At 66.1% G+C, this 16807-nt stretch carries 18 protein-coding genes and 1 pseudogene; 12 read left to right on the top strand and 7 right to left on the bottom strand.

The genetic code is table 11. The features are described from left to right. A partial coding sequence (locus ACZYZ5_RS13445; RefSeq protein WP_463902255.1) for a phage holin family protein occupies positions 1–138 on the bottom strand: 138 nt, incomplete at its 3' end. Then, positions 135–812, bottom strand: a complete 678-nt coding sequence (locus tag ACZYZ5_RS13440) for a hypothetical protein (protein WP_463902245.1) — start codon at positions 810–812, stop codon at positions 135–137. The genes ACZYZ5_RS13440 and ACZYZ5_RS13445, both read right to left, overlap by 4 nt. A gap of 791 nt (positions 813–1603) precedes the next feature. On the opposite strand from ACZYZ5_RS13440, the gene ACZYZ5_RS13435 reads away from it, so the two are divergent. Continuing rightward, the gene (locus tag ACZYZ5_RS13435; protein WP_463902244.1) at positions 1604–2053 is read left to right on the top strand and encodes a MarR family winged helix-turn-helix transcriptional regulator; all 450 of its coding nucleotides are present in this window, start codon (positions 1604–1606) and stop codon (positions 2051–2053) included. Between the two features lie 341 nt (positions 2054–2394). Then, positions 2395–2598 carry a hypothetical protein gene (locus ACZYZ5_RS13430; RefSeq protein ID WP_463902243.1) on the top strand — a complete coding sequence of 68 codons (204 nt, stop codon included), beginning with the start codon at positions 2395–2397 and terminating at the stop codon, positions 2596–2598. 208 nt (positions 2599–2806) lie between these two features. Here the strand turns inward: ACZYZ5_RS13430 and ACZYZ5_RS13425 are convergent, their stop codons facing one another. Both ACZYZ5_RS13425 and ACZYZ5_RS13420 read right to left on the bottom strand, forming a co-directional pair. Beyond that, positions 2807–3061: a DUF6480 family protein gene (locus ACZYZ5_RS13425; RefSeq protein ID WP_463902242.1), complete on the bottom strand. Its 255-nt coding sequence runs from the start codon at positions 3059–3061 to the stop codon at positions 2807–2809. Between the two features lie 61 nt (positions 3062–3122). Then, on the bottom strand, positions 3123–4298 hold the full coding sequence (locus tag ACZYZ5_RS13420; RefSeq protein WP_463902241.1) for a zinc-dependent alcohol dehydrogenase: 1176 nt from the start codon (positions 4296–4298) through the stop codon (positions 3123–3125). Positions 4299–4704: 406 nt separating this feature from the next. On the opposite strand from ACZYZ5_RS13420, the gene ACZYZ5_RS13415 reads away from it, so the two are divergent. The 4 genes and pseudogenes from ACZYZ5_RS13415 to ACZYZ5_RS13400 all read left to right on the top strand — a co-directional run bounded on the left by ACZYZ5_RS13415 (position 4705) and on the right by ACZYZ5_RS13400 (position 7537). Beyond that, the gene (locus tag ACZYZ5_RS13415; RefSeq protein WP_463902240.1) at positions 4705–4935 is read left to right on the top strand and encodes a zinc-ribbon domain-containing protein; all 231 of its coding nucleotides are present in this window, start codon (positions 4705–4707) and stop codon (positions 4933–4935) included. Beyond that, a pseudogene (locus tag ACZYZ5_RS13410) lies at positions 4904–5110 on the top strand (hypothetical protein); the annotation flags it as partial. The gene ACZYZ5_RS13415 and the pseudogene ACZYZ5_RS13410, both read left to right, overlap by 32 nt. A 92-nt stretch (positions 5111–5202) precedes the next feature. Further along, the gene (locus ACZYZ5_RS13405) at positions 5203–5508 is read left to right on the top strand and encodes a DUF2243 domain-containing protein (RefSeq protein WP_463902254.1); all 306 of its coding nucleotides are present in this window, start codon (positions 5203–5205) and stop codon (positions 5506–5508) included. Between the two features lie 769 nt (positions 5509–6277). After that, positions 6278–7537, top strand: a complete 1260-nt coding sequence (locus ACZYZ5_RS13400) for an NYN domain-containing protein (RefSeq protein WP_463902239.1) — start codon at positions 6278–6280, stop codon at positions 7535–7537. A gap of 9 nt (positions 7538–7546) precedes the next feature. On the opposite strand, the gene ACZYZ5_RS13395 is transcribed toward ACZYZ5_RS13400, so the two are convergent. Beyond that, a complete protein-coding gene (locus ACZYZ5_RS13395) occupies positions 7547–8422 on the bottom strand; it encodes a GOLPH3/VPS74 family protein (RefSeq protein ID WP_463902253.1) in 876 nt (291 codons plus the stop codon). Between the two features lie 137 nt (positions 8423–8559). Beyond that, positions 8560–9333, bottom strand: coding sequence for a GOLPH3/VPS74 family protein (locus ACZYZ5_RS13390; RefSeq protein ID WP_463902252.1), 774 nt, complete (start codon positions 9331–9333; stop codon positions 8560–8562). A gap of 146 nt (positions 9334–9479) precedes the next feature. Here ACZYZ5_RS13390 and ACZYZ5_RS13385 point away from each other — a divergent pair, with 146 nt between their 5' ends. Genes ACZYZ5_RS13385 through ACZYZ5_RS13365 form a run of 5 tightly spaced genes read left to right on the top strand, consistent with a single transcriptional unit; the run spans position 9480 to position 15543 of the window. Further along, a complete protein-coding gene (locus ACZYZ5_RS13385) occupies positions 9480–10379 on the top strand; it encodes a MurR/RpiR family transcriptional regulator (RefSeq protein ID WP_463902238.1) in 900 nt (299 codons plus the stop codon). Between the two features lie 54 nt (positions 10380–10433). Continuing rightward, entirely contained in the window at positions 10434–11357 is a 924-nt protein-coding gene (locus ACZYZ5_RS13380; RefSeq protein ID WP_463902237.1) for an NAD(P)-dependent oxidoreductase, read from the top strand. 26 nt (positions 11358–11383) lie between these two features. Beyond that, complete coding sequence (locus ACZYZ5_RS13375; protein WP_463902236.1) at positions 11384–12931, top strand: aldehyde dehydrogenase family protein; 1548 nt, start codon at positions 11384–11386, stop codon at positions 12929–12931. Between the two features lie 15 nt (positions 12932–12946). After that, positions 12947–14173: an amidohydrolase gene (locus ACZYZ5_RS13370; RefSeq protein ID WP_463902235.1), complete on the top strand. Its 1227-nt coding sequence runs from the start codon at positions 12947–12949 to the stop codon at positions 14171–14173. Beyond that, a complete protein-coding gene (locus ACZYZ5_RS13365; RefSeq protein WP_463902234.1) occupies positions 14170–15543 on the top strand; it encodes a DUF3100 domain-containing protein in 1374 nt (457 codons plus the stop codon). Before ACZYZ5_RS13370 ends, ACZYZ5_RS13365 begins: the two co-directional genes overlap by 4 nt. Before the next feature lie 124 nt (positions 15544–15667). Here the strand turns inward: ACZYZ5_RS13365 and ACZYZ5_RS13360 are convergent, their stop codons facing one another. Continuing rightward, positions 15668–16039 (bottom strand): VOC family protein, encoded by a 372-nt coding sequence (locus ACZYZ5_RS13360; protein WP_463902233.1) that lies wholly within the window; start codon positions 16037–16039, stop codon positions 15668–15670. A gap of 142 nt (positions 16040–16181) precedes the next feature. On the opposite strand from ACZYZ5_RS13360, the gene ACZYZ5_RS13355 reads away from it, so the two are divergent. Further along, positions 16182–16766 carry a histidine phosphatase family protein gene (locus tag ACZYZ5_RS13355; protein ID WP_463902232.1) on the top strand — a complete coding sequence of 195 codons (585 nt, stop codon included), beginning with the start codon at positions 16182–16184 and terminating at the stop codon, positions 16764–16766. Positions 16767–16807 lie beyond the last annotated feature (41 nt).

Below are 16807 nucleotides of genomic sequence, written 5' to 3'. Positions count from 1 at the left end.
GACCTTCGCCAGCTCGACTTCCTGCCGCATCAGCGTGGACATGTCCCGCGTGACCTCGCCCAGAAGATCGCCCAGGGACGACGTTTCAGCCTTGGCGTGCGCGGCAGTGGGGGGTACCTCTGGTATCTCGTGGCTCATAGCTGGCCACCTTCTCGGTTAGGGAAGGGAACGTCGTCCCTCAGGGTGGTCTCGGCTGCCGTGCCGGAGGGCAATGTGCTGGTCGAAACGGGACCTGCCGTGCCGGGAAGGTCCGGCTCATCGAAGAATCGGTCGCCCGATCCAGCGGCGATTACCGTCTCCTGGTGGACGGGGGCCGCTGCCGGGGAAGCCAGGTGAGCGGCTTTCGACGACTTCGACTGCTGCGTGTCCGGGGCGCCGGCCTGCAGGCTTCGTCCCAGTCGGCCGGCGAGCATTCCAGCGCCGGCTGCGGCCAGCAGGAATGTCCCCGGGCGCTGGCGTGCGAAAGACTTGACTTCCTCCAGCAGAGATCCCGGATCCCGGTTTTCGAGCCAGGAAGCCACGGACTGGGACCGCTCCGCAGCCTGGCGGATGAGGTCAGCTGCGACGCCGGGCTGGTCGGACGCATCCGCCATGGTGTGCAGCTGAGACGAGATAGTGCGGATCCCCTCCGCGGCCTTCTGCTGCTGCGTGCCGGCCTGATCGGTCAGGTCGGATTTTGCCTGCTGCAGCAGGTGGAGTGCACTGGTTTTTGCCTCGGTGGCGACGTTGGCAGCCTCAGTCTTCGTGGTTTCAGCGACGTTCCTCGCTTCCCCTGCGGCATGCCCTGCCACTGACGCCGCTTCGTCTTTCACTGCCTCCTTCGTGGATGCAGAGCCCCGCGCGCCGCCGGGGGGCACTGTCCCGGTACTCGGGTACTCGTCCGAGGACGCCGATGGAGTCGTCTGGGGCCATTGGTTGTCTGTCATCGTTGCTCTCTTTCAGGAAGGGTACGCAGGTGAATCGTGAACTAGCGGTGCCGGTGAATTAGTAAGCACGGTTACTACGTAAATAGTAAGCACACTTCCTGTCTACTCCGCAAGACTTCCGTTTCCAGCGATGAACTACATCGAACCCACACGCCCCGGCGGGCGGCGTCGCTCAGGACAAGAAAATAGTAAGTAAGCTTGCCAAACTCTTGCTAAGCATGCTTATGGTGGAGTCGCGCAGCAATCCAAGCGGGTTCGTTGCACGCCAGACCGCACCACAGATCCAAGGAGACATCATGCTCGCCAAGGAACACGTTGATGACTTGCTGCAGCGCAACGGAAACGTCCTGACGAACGATGGGGACAAGATCGGAACCATCGGCGCCAGATGTACGCGGATGACAACGGCGAGCCAACCTTGGTCACGGCCGAGACCGGGCGCTTCGGCACGTCGGAGTCCTTGGTGCCGCTGGAAGCCCGCGTCAACGGGGGCATCATCGTGCCGTACACCAAGGCACATGGAACACTTCGAAACGGACGGCGATAACAACACGCGCCGATAGTGATAGTTCGGGTCAGGATGCCGGCCGACGCCGGAACCTGACCTGCCTTCCCCGTTGAACCTTTTCCACCTTAGGAAGGCCGTCATCTGCCCCGCTCAAGGAAGGTCGCTATCGATGCCCCTCGACCCCCAGGACCACGTCCGGGACGGCTGCGTGCTGCTGACGACGGCTGCCCGCCTTGTTCAGCGCCGCTTTGACGAGGCCCTTGCTCCGCTGGGCCTGACTCGGGCCGCAGTCATCGCACTCAAGGCCATGTCGCACCGTCCCATGAACCAAGAACAGCTCGCCGCAGTGGTCCACGTTCAAAGCCAGACCCTGGGCCGCGTCCTGACGCGCCTGGAGACAGGAGGCCTGGTCTCGAGGACAAGAGACCCACATGACCGCCGCCAGTTCCACGTCGAGATAACCGACGCCGGGAAAGCGGCCCTCCGAGCAGCCCGTGAGGCTGAGAGCGCTGCCCTTCCTTCAGACTTCGACGGATGGGAAATCCTCCGGGAACAGCTCTCCCGATTTGTGAATTCCTTCCCGAGTCCTCCACAGGTACGGGATTCGGCCCGCAACTGATCTACGGGATATCGGGGTCGGACTGCCCGCCTGTGATGAGTCTCACGGGCAATAATGCGAAATCAGCTTGAGCCGGTCGCGCCGCGCTGTGCACTATGGAAAGGCACTGCGGGGACGGAAACTTCCCGGCCGCGGCAACCCCGGCACCCTGAAGGTCCGCGCATGCAGCGGTTCAGAGGCCCGGCGGCAACAGTTTTACCCATCCTGGTGGACGCAATGAGGCCAAACCGGTGAGCTCGCAGAGCCACCAGCGGTCCCGGAGCGTTCCCGGTTTGGCCCTACGGCGGCTCCGCATCGGTGCGGCAGCCGGACACCCGGATCACGAATGGAAGCACTGAACAATGACGTTTGAAACTGCCACCTCTGTCACCCACAAGCTCTGGGACCGCTCGACGATGCACCACGAACTGGACTCCCTGATCCACGACCTCTCGGTCCGTCACAACACCCCGCAGAGCAACATCGCGGTCCACGCCAGCGGCCCCAGCACGTTCACGCTGAGCGTGAACCACGGCGCCGCCACGCTCGAGTCCGTCTCCTCCTAGCACTACAGGGCGACCACCAGTACGTCATGGTCGTCATCCCACCTATCACCCTGCGATGCTCATTTTCTTCGCCTTCGGACAACGGCACTTCATCGATTGCGTCGACTCCGAAGGCCGGGAGGGCGGACCGGCCGTCAGGCGGGCACCCGCCCCATGAGGTGACGGGTGCCCGCCTGCCGGCCAGCGTTTTCGTGCGGCCGCTTGGCGGCTACTCGCTGTGCCCTTGATCGCGGCTCATCTGGTCCTCGGCCGGAGGCGTCTCTCCCGGCGGCACTCCCCCACCAGGCTCCAACCCGGTGATCTTGTCCTTGAGCGGATCGGGGTTGCTCGAGGCCCCCGCATCGGGGTCACCCGACGCGGCCGGATCGGGGATCGAGTATTCACGCACGCCCCGGTTCTTTCCTCCGTCCGCCCGCGGCGGGTCGGGGTTGGCGGGATCGTTTTCGGGATGGTAGGTGCTCATGGTTACGCCTTTCGTTGCTCTCGGCTTGGTTCTGGCCAGACAGACTGCTGCGCGAGCCCGTTCAGGGCTTCAGGATCACCTTGATGCAGCCGTCTTCTTTCTTCTGGAAGATCTCGTAGGCGGCCGCCGCACCGTCCAGGGAAACGTCGTGGGTCTTGAGGTCCATCACGCCGAGCGGGTCACTCGGGTCTTCCACGAGGGGGATCAGGTGGTCAGTCCAGTTCCGGACGTTGCACTGGCCCATGCGGAGTTGGATCTGCTTGTCGAACATGGTGAGTAGGGGCATCGGGCTTGCCGTGCCTCCGTAGACGCCGCTGAGCGAGATGGTGCCGCCGCGCCGAACTGCATCGACGGCTGCGTGGAGGACCGTCATGCGGTCCACGCCGGCCGTTTCCATCGCCTTTTTTGCCAGCGCGTCGGGCAAGAGCCCAACTGCATGCTGGGCGAATGCGCCAACGGGCGAATTGTGCGCTTCCATGCCGACGGCGTCGAGCACCGCGTCGGGGCCCCGCCCCCCGGTCATCTCGCGCAGCTGGTCACCGATGTCTTCCGCGAAATCCATAGTTTCCACTCCGTGCCGCTCTGCCATGCGGCGGCGTTCCGGAACCGGTTCTATCGCAATGACCCGCTGGCCGAGGTGGCGGCCGATTCGGCTGGCGAACTGCCCCACCGGACCGAGGCCGAAGACTGCCAGGGTGCCGCCCTCGGGGACATCGGCGTAGGTCACGCCCTGCCAAGCAGTGGGCAGGATATCGGACAGGTAGAGATAGCGCTCGTCAGGCAGCTCATGGCCCACCTTGATCGGTCCATAATCCGCGTGCGGCACCCTCAAGTATTCCGCCTGGCCGCCGGGGACGGATCCGTAGAGCTCGGAAAATCCGAAGAGGCTCGCGCCGCTGTTGTGGTCGTGAACCTGCGTGGTCTCACACTGGGATTGCAGCCCCTGCCTGCACATCCAGCAATGTCCGCAGGAGATGTTGAATGGGATGACCACGCGGTCCCCGGGCACAAGGTTCGTTACTGCGGATCCGACTTCCTGGACTATGCCCATGGGTTCGTGTCCCAGGATGTCGCCGGACTTCATATACGGCCCGAGCACCTCGTACAGGTGAAGGTCGGAACCGCAGATCGCCGAGGACGTAATCTTCACAATGGCGTCCGTGGCCTCCTGGATCACTGGATCCGGAACCACCTCTACGCTGACCGACCGCTTTCCCTGCCAGGTAAGTGCTCTCATGCTGTACTCCGTTCGGTTGAAGTAGTAAGTATGCTGATCAGTCAATTATTGCTTGTCGCCGCGTCTATGGAAAGGACCCAGTCAGAAGACTGGGTGCCCGCCATCGGTGGCCGGGCCGGCCGGATCCGACCCGTGCTTCTGCACCAGGAGGTCGATGCCGCCGGCCTAATAGGTCCCCGCGGTTCGGCATGCTCTCATGCGCCCGGGAACCCTACCTTCGCTTCCTGCAATGTAGACATTGCGCGTAGACTCAGTAACAAGCAAGCATGCTTACTACTTGGTTGAAAGCCCCTGTCCCCCGCAGAAAATCCCGGATCGCCGTCGTCCCCGGGACCGAAGGCGCTGCTCAGCAGGAAGATCGTGGCTCCGCGGCCTTGACTGGCGAACTCTCTGAAAGGCACTAAACATGTTTCTCCTCTTCGGCCTCAAGACCGTCCTGAACAACCTCCGCGGACGGCCGGCAACCTGCCAGCACTGCGGCCGGTTCGTTCACCACCACCTCCAGGAAAGCGCCACGAAGTTCACGCTGTTTTTCATCCCGATCTTCACCACGTCCCGGACCTACCGGATCTCCTGCTCGAACTGCGGCCAGACTTCCGCCATCAATTCCCGGCAGAAGAAGGCGGTGGCCTGGTGAACGCATCGGGTGCCCGTTCCCGCCTGGCTCTGCCGTAACGCATGGCCATGGCTACTCCACGGACTGGGCGCGCTGCCGCCCGGACGCGGTCATCAAGGCTTGCCGGCTTCCTCTACGGGATGGGGCTGGGAGCGGTTTCGTTGATGGCGTCGTTCTGCATCAAATATTCGAGTGGCACCACATGCTCAGCCACACCCCGATTACCCGGTTACGACGGTTGCGGGCCTTGAAGTCAACACGCTTGCGGACGGCTTCTTCCACCTGGCAATGTGGCTGCTGGTGCTGGCCGCATCAATATCCACAGTCAGCACGTCGCGCCCGGTGCGGTTGGCGCCGAACTGGAGCTTCCACTTCGGGCTCGTCCTTATGGGGTGGGGAACATTCAACATCGCAGGAGGCCTGATCGATCACCAAATCCTTCAGGTCCACCATGTCAGGTATGACCTTGGGGGACCGCTGTCTGGGACATCGGCTTCCTCGTCGTCAGCGTGCTGCTCATCGGAGCGGGATGGCTACTCCATCACCGCGGCGTGCGCAGCCTGGAAAGGCAATCGGCATGAGAATCTCTTTTAGCGGTGCGGCCGGCCAGACTCTTGCTGCCGCTTTCAAAGCCCTGAAGGCCCTGCGCCCCAATCGGCCCATTCACCCCACGGGCGTGGCCTTGACCGGAACCATCGAACGGCGGCCTGGCTGCGGGGAAAGCGGAATCCTGTGGATCGATGCCCCTGGCACTGCTGCGGTGAGCGCCCGGTTATCGCGGTCGATCGGCATGCCCTCGGGCTGGCCTGACATCCTCGGCCTGGCGCTGCGGATTACCACGGAGTCAGGGCCGGCGGACGTGCTACTGGCATCAACAGCCATGTCCTGGCCAGCCAGATTGATGCTCACTGCTCACCGCTATGCCAGTAACAGCAAGCTGACGTCACTCATGCCCTACAAGGGATCCGCGGGGCCGGTTCTGCTGGCAGCCCGCCCGGAGGCGACCGGAAGGGGCCTTTCGGCCACCCCGGAGGCATTCCGCGAGTCACTGGCCGCCGACACCTGGACTTTGGGCCTCTATCATGCGCGGCCCACCGGGCGTTGGATCCGATTCGGCACTCTCCTGCTGACCCTCGACCCGGAGCAAGCAGACCTCAACACGAGATTTGACCCGATGACGCGCCCCCTGCCCGGTGCCGGCACTTACGGATGGGCGGGCCAACTACGGAAGCCCTCCTATGAGGCCGCCCGTCAACCCCGCCCGCAGTCGCGGCGCCAGGGGGCCTCCCGACGTTGGGAGTAAAGGAGCAACACAAAGGGCCAAATCTGGCCCGCCCCGCCGTCCTGCTGGCACACTGAGCCGATGAGTGAACCTCTCCCCCGGTCCGGGCGGCCCGGCATCCGCGCCGCCATGTTCGTTGATTTCGACAACGTCTACACCGGCCTGATGGCCCTTGACCCTGCCGCCGCCAAACGGTTCGCCGAGGATCCCAAGCACTGGACGGAGGCCCTGGCCGACGGCGGTGCCGGCGGGGAATCCCGGCGCTTCCTGATCCGCAACTGCTATCTCAACCCCGTGGTGTACTCGAAATACCGGACCTACTGGACCCGGGCCGGGTTCCGCGTCATCGACTGCCCGTCACTGACCCAGCGGGGCAAGAGCAGCACGGACATCAACCTGGTGCTGGATGCCATGGACGCGCTGTCCGGCAGCGGCGGCATCGACGAGTTCTTCATCGCCTCGGCCGACGCCGACTTCACGTCCCTGATCCAGCGGTTCCGCGCCGCCGACCGGATGACCACCGTCATCGCGGCCGGCGCCGTGGCGTTCGCCTACCGGGAGATGGCGGACCATGTCGTGGAGTCCCACGACTTCGTCGCCATCCTCAACGGCACCACGGTGGAGCCGATTCATGCGGTGGCGTCCCCGAAGCAGCAGCACGTCCCGGCCGCCGCGAAGCCGAAAACCAAGGCGGTCTCGCCCGCGGTCCGTGAGGTCCTGGAGTTCGTCCGCACCGCTCCGGGACCGGTGGTCGGCGCGATGGTGGCCCACCGGGCCCTCACCGCAGACCCGTCCCTGAAGACAGACTGGGGCGGATTCGGAAAGTTCGGGACCTGGGCCGCCCAGATCGGCCAAAGCGTCGAGTACTCCCCGGCGCAGGGCGGGTGGGTCTGGGACGCCAAGCGATTTTCGAGCGAGGATCTCCCTGCCCCGGCTGACCTGCAGCCCGGCATCGAGGAGCAGGTCACCCGGGTCACGGATGTCCCGGCGCTGTCCGCGGCCCAGTTCCGGCAGGTGTTCCTGGCCATGGCGGCCAGGCTGCGAGAGCATCCGCTCAACCGCACCGAATTGTCCCGCCTGGTGCGGGATGACTGCGTCAGCGCTGGCCAGCCGGTCTCCCGGAACGCGGTGAACTTTGTCCTGCAGGGCCTCGCCTACGCCAATTTCCAGCTCAGCGACGAGGCTACGGCAGCGGATCTGGCAGCAGCCTGGACCGCGAACGTGGAAGAACTCTGCCGGGTGGCGCTGCTGGAGTTCGACGCCGCCGAGAAGTCGGCGGTGCGTCGCTGGGCCAGCGGCGGGCTGCTGGAGTCCACGGAGACGGACAATCCACGAGACTAGCGAGCAACATCACAAGGTGGCGTCTTCTTCCTGCGCAAGTCTGACCAACCGGAGTTCGTCCTCCACCGCGCGGGCAGGCCAATAGTCCTTCGCCATCTCGCCCGCCAGGATTCGGTCTGCTGCCGGGAAGAGCTTGCCGAACAGCCCGGCGGCGTGAAGCAGGGCGATTAGCGCGGCGGTCCTGGCATCGGGCGCCTTTGAACCAGGCTTGGCATCAGGCTGGGTACCGGGCGCGGCGTCAGGCCCCTGGTCATCAGGCTGGGTATCGGGTGCGGAGTCGGGCGCCTGGTCATCAGGCTGGGTACCAGGTGCGGAGTCGGGCGCCTCGGCACCAGATGCGGAGTCGGGCGCCTCGGCACCAGGTGCGGAGTCGGGCGCCTCGGCACCAGGCTTGGCATCGGGCTTCGCGGGTTCCGGCGGCGCACCGCTGAGTGCTGCTTCGATTTTTTGCAGGAGCGCAGCTTCCGGGCCGTGATCCTTCTCCGGGTACCGCGTGGACTTGAACAGACCAAGGCGTCTTGCGCCGACGGGTTCCAGGATGCCCCGTGACGCCATCCTCTCGTAAACACGCTGCACTTCGGCCCGGCCCTCCAGCATGGAGACCCAATCCTTGGGGGTGTGGGGCCGGGATTTGCCCCGGATAAGCTCCAGCTCGTGCTGGAAGTCCGTTTGCGGGACGGTGCCCGTCGCCCGGACGTGCTTCCTCTCCAGCTCGATGGCACCGAGGAGGTCCAGCTCGGCCAGTATCGCCCCGGCCACAGTGGTCCGGAGTGCAAACACCGGCACTGCAGGTTTGCCGTCCTTGTCGTTCGTTGCCAGAAGGAGGAAAGCCTGGGGAAGGCTCAGTTCCTCCCCTTCACGTGATTCCGGTGTCGTCGCGTCCATACGATCATGGTGGCGCAGTTGCGCCGCCACCACAACGACGATTTGCAAGCGCACCAAGGCTGACGCGGACACTTCCGGTCAGGCGTACTGATCGACGGGGTGGGTGACGCCGTTGGCCTGCCGCCGACGACGGTTGGCTAGGTTACGGCTTCTACCTCCGCCAGCCTGATCATGCGCAGTTCGTCCACCACCGCACGGGAGGGCCAATGTCCCGTCACCAGCTCCCTCACCCGGCTTTGATCTGCTGCCGGGAAGAGCTTACCGAGCAGCCCGGCCGCTTCAAGCAGGGCGATCAGCGCCGTGGTCCTCGGATCGGGCACCTTGGACGAAGGCTTGGCATCGGGGGCTTTGGAATCAGGTTCGGCAGCGGGCGCCTCGGCCTGGGACGCCTCGCTATCAGGCTTGGCTTCGGGCGCCGCGGCGTCGGTCTTCGCGGGTTCTGGCGGCGCACCGCTGAGTGCCGCTTCGATCTGTTGCAGGAGCACAGCTTCGGGACCGTGATCCTTTTCCGGGTACCGCGAGGACTTGAACAGACCAAGGTGTTTTTCGCCGACCTGTTCCACGATGCCCCGTGACGCCATCTGCTCGTAGACACGCTGCGCCTCGGCGCGGCCCTCCAGCATGGAGACCCACCGCTTGGGAGTGTGTGGCCGGGATTTGCCACGGATGAGCTCCAGCTCATGCTGGAAGTCCGTTTGCGGGACGGTGCCGGTCGCCCTGACGTGCTTTCCCTGCAGCTCGATGGCACCGAGCAGATCCAGTTCGGCCAGTATTGCCCCGGCCAACGTGGACCTTAGTGCGAACACCGGCACTGCAGGTTTGCCGTCACTGTCGTTCGTTGCCAACAGGAGGAAAGCCTGGGGAAGACTCAGCTCCGCCGCCTTGGGTGTTTCAGGTGTCTTAGCGTCCATACGATCATGGTGGCGCAGTTGCGCCGCCACGACAACGAATAATTTACAAGCCGGAAACCACAAGGTCTGTTCGCAATTCAAATTGCAGAGTACATTGGATGCAATCAGACTTGCAAAGTGATGTGCGTTACAGGAGGGATCCGGACTTGAAAACCAATGCGGCAGATCTTGAAGCCGGCGCGGCAGGCGGCAACGGCGCCGGGAACGATTTCCATGCCTGGCTCGGTGACGCGCTTCCGGACGTTCCGCTGTCCAAAGCCCAGACCCGGGTGGTTGATGTAGTCGCCCGCAACCCGCAACTCTCCTCCTACGCCGACATCGCCGAGATCGCCCAGCGCGCCGACGTCAACAACTCCACGGTGGTCCGCGCGGCCCAGCACCTGGGCTACCGGGGCTGGCCGGATCTCCAACGGGAGCTGCGCTCCCGGTACCTCGTGATGATCTCCACCGAGGACACCCTGGTCGAGCATGGCGAACACCGCAGCCCGCTCCACGACGCGCTCAACCATGACATCGAGAACCTGCGCCTGACGCTGGACTCGAATACGGCTGACGACGCCGAGGCCGCCATCGCGGCAATGGCCGCCGCCAAGTCCATCACCGTCGTCGGGCTTGGCTCCTTCGCCGGCCCTGCCAGTGTGATGGCGCACCTGGGTTCCACCATGGGCTACCCCATCACCCTGGAGAACCGCGGCGGCGTCCACCTCGCCTCCAGCACCAACACCCTCGGTCCTGGGGATGTCCTAGTGGTCATCAACATGTGGCGCTCCATCCGGCAGATCATTGTGACCGCTGATGCCGCCAAGCAGGCAGGCGCCACGGTCATCGCCATCAGCGACATGCGCCGCGGCCCCCTGGCAGCTGCGGCCGACCACCTCCTGGTGGTGGCCTCGGAAGGCATCTCCTTCTTCCAGTCCGTGACCGCCGCCAACTCGCTGGTCTACGGCCTGCTCGCGGGGATGGAGGCTGCGCACCCTGAGCGCAGCCGCACCGCCATCCGCCGCACGCAGCAACTCTGGAAAGACCTCGACATCTACCTCGACTGACCCCCAAAACTCCCCGAACTCGACCCCACCCCCCGCATACTCCAGGAGTAGTACATGAACCACCACATCAACCGCCGCGTCGCCGTCATCGGCCTCGGCGCCATGGGCGGAGCAATGGCCGCAACCCTCCACCGCGCAGGCTGGGACGTCACCGGCTTCGACCCCTCCGACGCCGCCCGGGCGGCCGCCACAGAAGCAGGAATCGCCACCACTGCCAGCCTCGAGGACGTCGCCGGAACCCCGTACGCGGTGCTCTCCCTGCCCGCAGCCAGCATCGTGGAAACCACAGTGCCCCAGCTCCTGGCGGCCCCGGGAACCGTCGCGATCATTGATACCACCACCTCGGAACCGGCCACCAGCAAACTCATGGCCTCCCTCGCCGAAGCGCAGGGCGCGGCCTTCGTGGACGCGCCGGTCTCCGGCGGCCGTGACGGGGCAGCAACGGGGTCCCTGAGCGCCTTCGTCGGAGCAACGGACGCGGCCCTTGCCGCGGCGCAGCCGGTCCTGCTCGCACTCACCGGCGGCAAGTTCAGCCACATCGGGGGCCCCGGCAGCGGCAACGTCGTCAAACTCCTCAACAACGTCCTGGCCGCGGCCAACCTGGTCTCCGTGGGCGAAGCCCTCGGCGTCGCCAAGGCCTACGGCATCGATCCTGCCACGGCGGCGGCCAGCATCAGCGAGGCCTCCGGCGGGAGCAAGGTCTCCGCGAACATGTACCCGAACTGGGTGCTCAGCGGCACGCATAATTCGGGTTTCTCCCTGGGCCTGATGGCCCGGGACGCCGCCCTTGCCGTGGACGTCGCCGCCCAAGTCGGCGAAAACCCCGCCCTGCTGGCAGCCGTGGCGGGCCGGTGGCAGGACGCCCTGGCCGTCCTCGGCCCGAGGGCCGACTTCACCGAAATCGCCAGGACCGTCGCCCCTGCCATCACGCCCGCCGGCGCACCCGGCTCCACCAACGGCACCACCGCCGTCGCCTAAGCCCCCAGCCACGAAGGAACACCACCTTGAGCCTCACCACAGCACCCACCTCCTCCTCAGCAGCCACCGCCCGGGCGGCCCTGGACGCGGCCTTACCCGCCGGCGTCGGCGCCTTCCTCGACGGCAGGACAGTTACCGGCAGCGGCGAGAGCATCACGCTCACGGCAGCGGCCACCGGGGAACCCTTTGCCAGCTACGCCGACCCCGGAACCGACGGCGCCAACGCCATCCTGGAAAGCTCGACGGCCGGCGCGGCGGTCTGGGGCGGAATGAACGGATTCGAACGGGCCGCCATCCTGCGCAGCGTCAGCCGCGTCGTGGAAGCACACGCGGAGGAACTGGCCATCCTGGAGTCCGCCACCACGGGAAAGCCCATCCGCGACGCCCGCGTCGAAGCCGCCAAAGTGGCCGAAATGTTCGGCTACTACGCCGGCTGGGCCGACAAGCTGACGGGGCTGACCATTCCCGTTCCGGGGCCCTGGCATACCTACACCGAACGCGTCCCGTGGGGCGTCGTCGTCGCCATCACACCCTGGAACGCCCCGCTGTTCACGGCCGGCTGGAATGCCGCGGCCCCGCTGGCCGCCGGCAATGCCGTGATCATCAAGCCCAGCGAATTCACCCCGGCCTCCTCGATCCGGCTCGCCCAACTGGCCCACGAAGCGGGGCTGCCGGCCGGCGTGTTCAACGTCGCGGCGGGACTGGGCCAGACCGTCGGCGCCGCCCTCACCACCGACCGGCGCGTCGGCAAAATCAGCTTCATCGGCTCCGTCCCCACCGGACGGCGGGTGGCCGTCGCGGCCGCGCAGGCCGGGATTCCCGCCCTGCTGGAACTCGGCGGCAAAAGCGCCAACATTGTGTTCGCCGACGCCGACCTGGACCGTGCCGCCGACGGCGCCATCTCGGCGATCTTCTCCGGCGCGGGCCAGTCCTGCGTCGCGGGATCACGGCTTCTGGTGGAGCGCAGCGTGCACGCCCGGTTCGTCGAACTGGTGGCCGAAAAGGCCGCGCGGCTGCGGGTCGGCGACCCGCTGGACGCGGCCACCGAGGTGGGACCGATCATCACGGCCCCGCAGTTCGCCACCGTCACCTCCCTCATCGAAGCAGGACTGAGCGACGGCGGACGCCGGGTCACCGGAGCGGCGCTCCCGGAAGCCCTCGCAAACTCCCCGCTGGCCGGCGGTCACTGGGTCATGCCGACCCTGCTCGACGGGGTGACGCCCGCGAACCGCCTCGAAACCACGGAGGTTTTCGGCCCCGTGGTGGGCGCGGACGCGTTCGACACGGAAGCGGAGGCGATCGCCCGCGCCAACAACACCAACTTCGGCCTGGCCGGTGCCGTGTGGACCTCCGATGTCTCCCGCGCGCACCACATTGCCCGCGAGGTGAGGGCCGGCACATTCTGGATCAACTCCTACAAGACCATCCACGTGGCCGTTCCGTTCGGCGGCTTCGGCGACTCGGGCCACGGCCGCTCCTCCGGTCCCGGCGTCCTGGACGAGTACACCCAGACCAAGGCCATCTGGGTGCCCACGCGCGCAGCCGGCTCCCCCTTCCCGTCGCTGTCCTACTAGAACAGGCAGATACTCATGGAACTGACAGGCACAACCCCCGCCATGGCGACCCTCCGCACCGCCCTGGCCGACGGCGTCGAGGACTGGAGGCCCCGGGTCCAGGCCATGGCGCGGGCAATTCATGCCCACAAGGAGGTCTCCTTCGAGGAGGTCCGCTCGGCCGAAGCGGCAGCGGCACTGCTGGCCGAGGGCGGGTTCGAGGTTGAACGCGGCACCGGCGGCCTGCCCACAGCCTTCACCGCGATCGCCGGCAGCGGCGACCTGACGGTGGCCCTGTGCGTGGAATACGATGCGCTCCCGAACATCGGACACGCGTGCGGGCACAATCTGATCGCGGGCGCCTCCGTTGCTGCCGCGCTGGCCCTGCGGCCTTACGTGGATGAGCTGGGCATCACGCTGAAGGCGATCGGAACGCCCGCCGAGGAGCACGGCGGCGGCAAGGCCCTCCTGCTCGAACGAGGGGCGTTCGACGGCGTCGGCCTGGCCCTGATGGTCCATCCCGTCCAGGACGGCCTGACTTATAACCCGGCGGGCACCAGCGCCCAGGCCGTGGGCCGGTACAAGGCGACGTTCACGGGAAAGGCCGCCCACGCGGCGGCAGCCCCGCATCTCGGGGTGAACGCCGCGGACGCCGCCGTGCTGAGCCAGGTCGCCATCGGTCTGTTGCGCCAGCAGATCCCCGCGGACCACCGCATCGCCTGCTTCGTCGCCGAAGCCGGGCACGTCACGAACATCATTCCGGAACGGGCGGTGGTCCAGTTCGAATGCCGGGCCTTCACCATGACGGAATATGAGGCGCTGCTCGAGCGCGTCCGGCGCTGTTTCGAAGGAGCCGCGGTGGCCACCGGAACCACTCTGGTCATCGAGGCGGCGGAACCCCTCTACGAACCCCTGCTGCAGGATGACGCCCTGGCCGCGCACTGGACCGGGGCGATGGCGGAGTTCGGCAAGGACATCTCGCCCTCCGCCGGCATCAGCGGCGGCTCCACCGACATGGGCAACATCTCCCAGGTCATCCCGTCCCTGCATCCCTGGCTCAGCATTCCCGGTGCGGACGTCCCGATCCACTCCCACGCGTTCGCCGCACTGGCCGACTCCCCCCAGGCCTATGGCGTGATGTTCGAGGCCGCCACCGCGCTGGCCTGGACCGTCGCAGCCGCGGCCTCAACCCCCGCCGAACGAGCACGCTTCACCCAAGCGGCATACCGCCGTCGGACTTTCACCCAGGAAGGCACATCATGAGCACCCCCACTAAGGCCGCCCGGATAGACACGGCCGGCCCCAAACTGACCATCCCGATTGCCGCCCTGGCCCTGGTGATCGCCGTCGCGGTCCAGTTCATCGGCCAGACCAAAATTGACGTTGGAATCGGCGCAATCGTCATCTTCCCCATGGTCTGGGGCCTCATCCTGGGGCTCTTGGTGTCCATCCAGAAGTTCAAGCCCCTGGGCCTGGACCTGCAACGGGTCGCCGCCGCCCTGGTGGGCGTGGCCGTGCTGCTCCTGGTAGCCCGGCTGGCGTTCAACATCGGCCCCAGCCTCCCCAGTCTGCTCAAGGCCGGGCCAGCCCTGCTGCTGCAGGAAGTGGGCCACCTGCTGGGCACCATCGCGCTGGCCCTCCCCCTGGCTGTCCTGCTCCGGATGGGCAAGGCAACGGTAGGGGCCACCTTCTCCCTCGACCGGGAGCCGTCCTTCGCCATGGTCTCCGAAAAGTACGGTCCGGATTCGGACCAGTACCGGGGCGTGCTGGCGATGTACGTTTTCGGAACCCTTTTCGGGGCCGTGTTCATCACGCTGCTCACCTCGCTGGTGGCCAACTGGAAGATCTTCGACCCCCTGGCCCTGGCCATGGGTGCCGGCGTGGGGTCCGGCTCCATGATGGCGGCGTCTTCGGCCAGCATCATCGCGGCCTATCCTGCGGACCAGGAAGCCATCCTCGGCATGGCTGCGGTGTCCAACCTGATCACCACCATCCTTGGCGTGTACGTCGGAATCTATATCGCCCTGCCGCTGGCCGACCGTTTTTACAAGGTCCTCACCCGCAAGCAGACCCGCGAAGCTGCAGTTGTCGCAGCAGGCGCCCCCGCGGTGCGCGGCCAGGCCGACATTGAGCGGGAAGAGGCCCAAGCCGAAGAAAACCGCCGGTTCCGCGAACAAGTCGCAGAGTCCTCGGCACCCATCAAGCTCCCGCTGTGGCTGTCCCTGTCAGTCCTTACGGTCCTGGGCATCGGCACCGCCTCAGTGGCGGCCAAGGGATTCAGCCTGTCGATCGTTGCAGGGTACGGAATCATGCTCGCCCTCATCCTGGTCAGCATTGCCCTGGCGAAGGTCACCCGGAAGATTTCGGCGATCGTCTACATCACGACGATTGGCGCGTACATCTCCAGCCCGTGGTTCTTCGGCGCGGAAGCGCTCACCACCGTCATCAAGACGGTCGACTTCCTGTCCATCGCCACCGTCATGCTGACGCTCGCGGGCCTGTCCCTGGGCAAGGACATCCCGTTGCTGAGGACCATCGGCTGGAAGATCATTCCGGTGGGCCTGGTCGCGATCACCGCGTCCTTCCTGCTCTCCACCGTGATCGCGGAGTTCGCCCTGGGCCTCTGGCACTAGCACGCACTATCACGCCGCTGTTCACGGCAGCAATGAGCGGACGACGGCGGGACTTCCCGCCGTCGTCCGCTTGCGTTTCGGCGGGGCGCTTACAGGACATTCCGCTGACGCAACCCCTCGCAGCTCAGACGTGCTGGTCGACGAGCACCGGGTTGCCGTCCGGGTCCAGGACGACAAAGCTCGACGGGCCCGTTGTTCCCTCGTCCGCCTCGGAAAGGAACTCCATGCCCTTGGCTTTCAGTTCCCGCTGGAGTTCGCGGACATCGGTGAACGCGTCCACCGCCTCCGCGTTCTGGTTCCAGCCCGGGTTGAAAGTGAGCATGTTCTTCTCAAACATGCCCTGGAAGAGGCCAATGACAGTTTCACCGTTCTTGAGAATGAGCCAGTTCTGGGTGATGTCGCCCCCGAAGCTGCTGAAGCCGAGTTTCTCGTAGAACGCCGCCGATGCCGCGATGTCCTTGACGGTGAGGCTGATGGAAAAGGCGCCGAGCTGCATGTGTTGCTCCACTCTCAGGGGACAGATGTCACCGATGATACCCGCGGCCTCACCCCGTTCGGCCGAAAGGCAACCCGGATCGGACCGTGGGTGGCGACGAGGTGTTCAACGCCGGCACCGGGATTCAGGGAGAATGGAACGCATGACCCTCACGACGTTCGCCCTTGTCCGCCATGGCCAGACGGACTGGAACGCCCAGCGCCGGTTTCAGGGGTCCACGGACATTCCACTGAACGACGTCGGCCGCGGTCAGTCGCGCGACGCCGTCGCCGTCCTGTCCGGCTACGAGTGGGACGCGATCGTGTCGTCGCCGCTGAGCCGTGCCGCGGAAACCGCCGACCTCATTGCGGCAGGACTGGGACTGGGCCCCGCCCGCCGCGTACCGGAGCTCACCGAACGCAGCTTCGGACCCGCCGAGGGCTTGCAGGCCGGCCCCGAACTGGACGCCCTGCGCACCCCCGACGGATTCCGTGGCGCAGAAAGCGAGGACGGCGCAGCCCGCCGCGGGTTGGCCGCGCTGGAAGCCCTCGCCGAGGAGTTCCGCGGCCGCCGCGTCCTGGTGGTTGCCCACGGCTCCCTTCTCCGCGTGACCCTCAGCCGTGCGATCGGCCGGACCCTGCATAGCATCGACAACACCGCGCTCAACCTGGCCCACCACCATCCCGTTGACGGCTGGCAGCTCGAATACTTCAACGGCGAGCGGGTTGTCGCCGGCCTTCCGGGCTGATCTGCTCCGTCCCGAACACACCCGGAACAGCGTTGGCCGGA

It is taken from the genome of Pseudarthrobacter ribosi (genome assembly GCF_055412865.1).
The sequence above is the reverse complement of the archived record's forward strand: the minus strand, read 5'-3'. Positions and strand labels throughout refer to the sequence as shown.

Excerpts from the sequence above, each read along its gene's own strand:
- ACZYZ5_RS13435 (WP_463902244.1), top strand. The coding sequence starts at position 1,604 with ATGCCCCTCGACCCCCAGGACCACGTCCGGGACGGCTGCGTGCTGCTG.
- ACZYZ5_RS13430 (WP_463902243.1), top strand. The coding sequence starts at position 2,395 with ATGACGTTTGAAACTGCCACCTCTGTCACCCACAAGCTCTGGGACCGC.
- ACZYZ5_RS13425 (WP_463902242.1), bottom strand. The coding sequence starts at position 3,061 with ATGAGCACCTACCATCCCGAAAACGATCCCGCCAACCCCGACCCGCCG.
- ACZYZ5_RS13420 (WP_463902241.1), bottom strand. The coding sequence starts at position 4,298 with ATGAGAGCACTTACCTGGCAGGGAAAGCGGTCGGTCAGCGTAGAGGTG.
- ACZYZ5_RS13415 (WP_463902240.1), top strand. The coding sequence starts at position 4,705 with ATGTTTCTCCTCTTCGGCCTCAAGACCGTCCTGAACAACCTCCGCGGA.
- ACZYZ5_RS13405 (WP_463902254.1), top strand. The coding sequence starts at position 5,203 with ATGTGGCTGCTGGTGCTGGCCGCATCAATATCCACAGTCAGCACGTCG.
- ACZYZ5_RS13400 (WP_463902239.1), top strand. The coding sequence starts at position 6,278 with ATGAGTGAACCTCTCCCCCGGTCCGGGCGGCCCGGCATCCGCGCCGCC.
- ACZYZ5_RS13395 (WP_463902253.1), bottom strand. The coding sequence starts at position 8,422 with ATGGACGCGACGACACCGGAATCACGTGAAGGGGAGGAACTGAGCCTT.
- ACZYZ5_RS13390 (WP_463902252.1), bottom strand. The coding sequence starts at position 9,333 with ATGGACGCTAAGACACCTGAAACACCCAAGGCGGCGGAGCTGAGTCTT.
- ACZYZ5_RS13380 (WP_463902237.1), top strand. The coding sequence starts at position 10,434 with ATGAACCACCACATCAACCGCCGCGTCGCCGTCATCGGCCTCGGCGCC.
- ACZYZ5_RS13370 (WP_463902235.1), top strand. The coding sequence starts at position 12,947 with ATGGAACTGACAGGCACAACCCCCGCCATGGCGACCCTCCGCACCGCC.
- ACZYZ5_RS13365 (WP_463902234.1), top strand. The coding sequence starts at position 14,170 with ATGAGCACCCCCACTAAGGCCGCCCGGATAGACACGGCCGGCCCCAAA.
- ACZYZ5_RS13360 (WP_463902233.1), bottom strand. The coding sequence starts at position 16,039 with ATGCAGCTCGGCGCCTTTTCCATCAGCCTCACCGTCAAGGACATCGCG.
- ACZYZ5_RS13355 (WP_463902232.1), top strand. The coding sequence starts at position 16,182 with ATGACCCTCACGACGTTCGCCCTTGTCCGCCATGGCCAGACGGACTGG.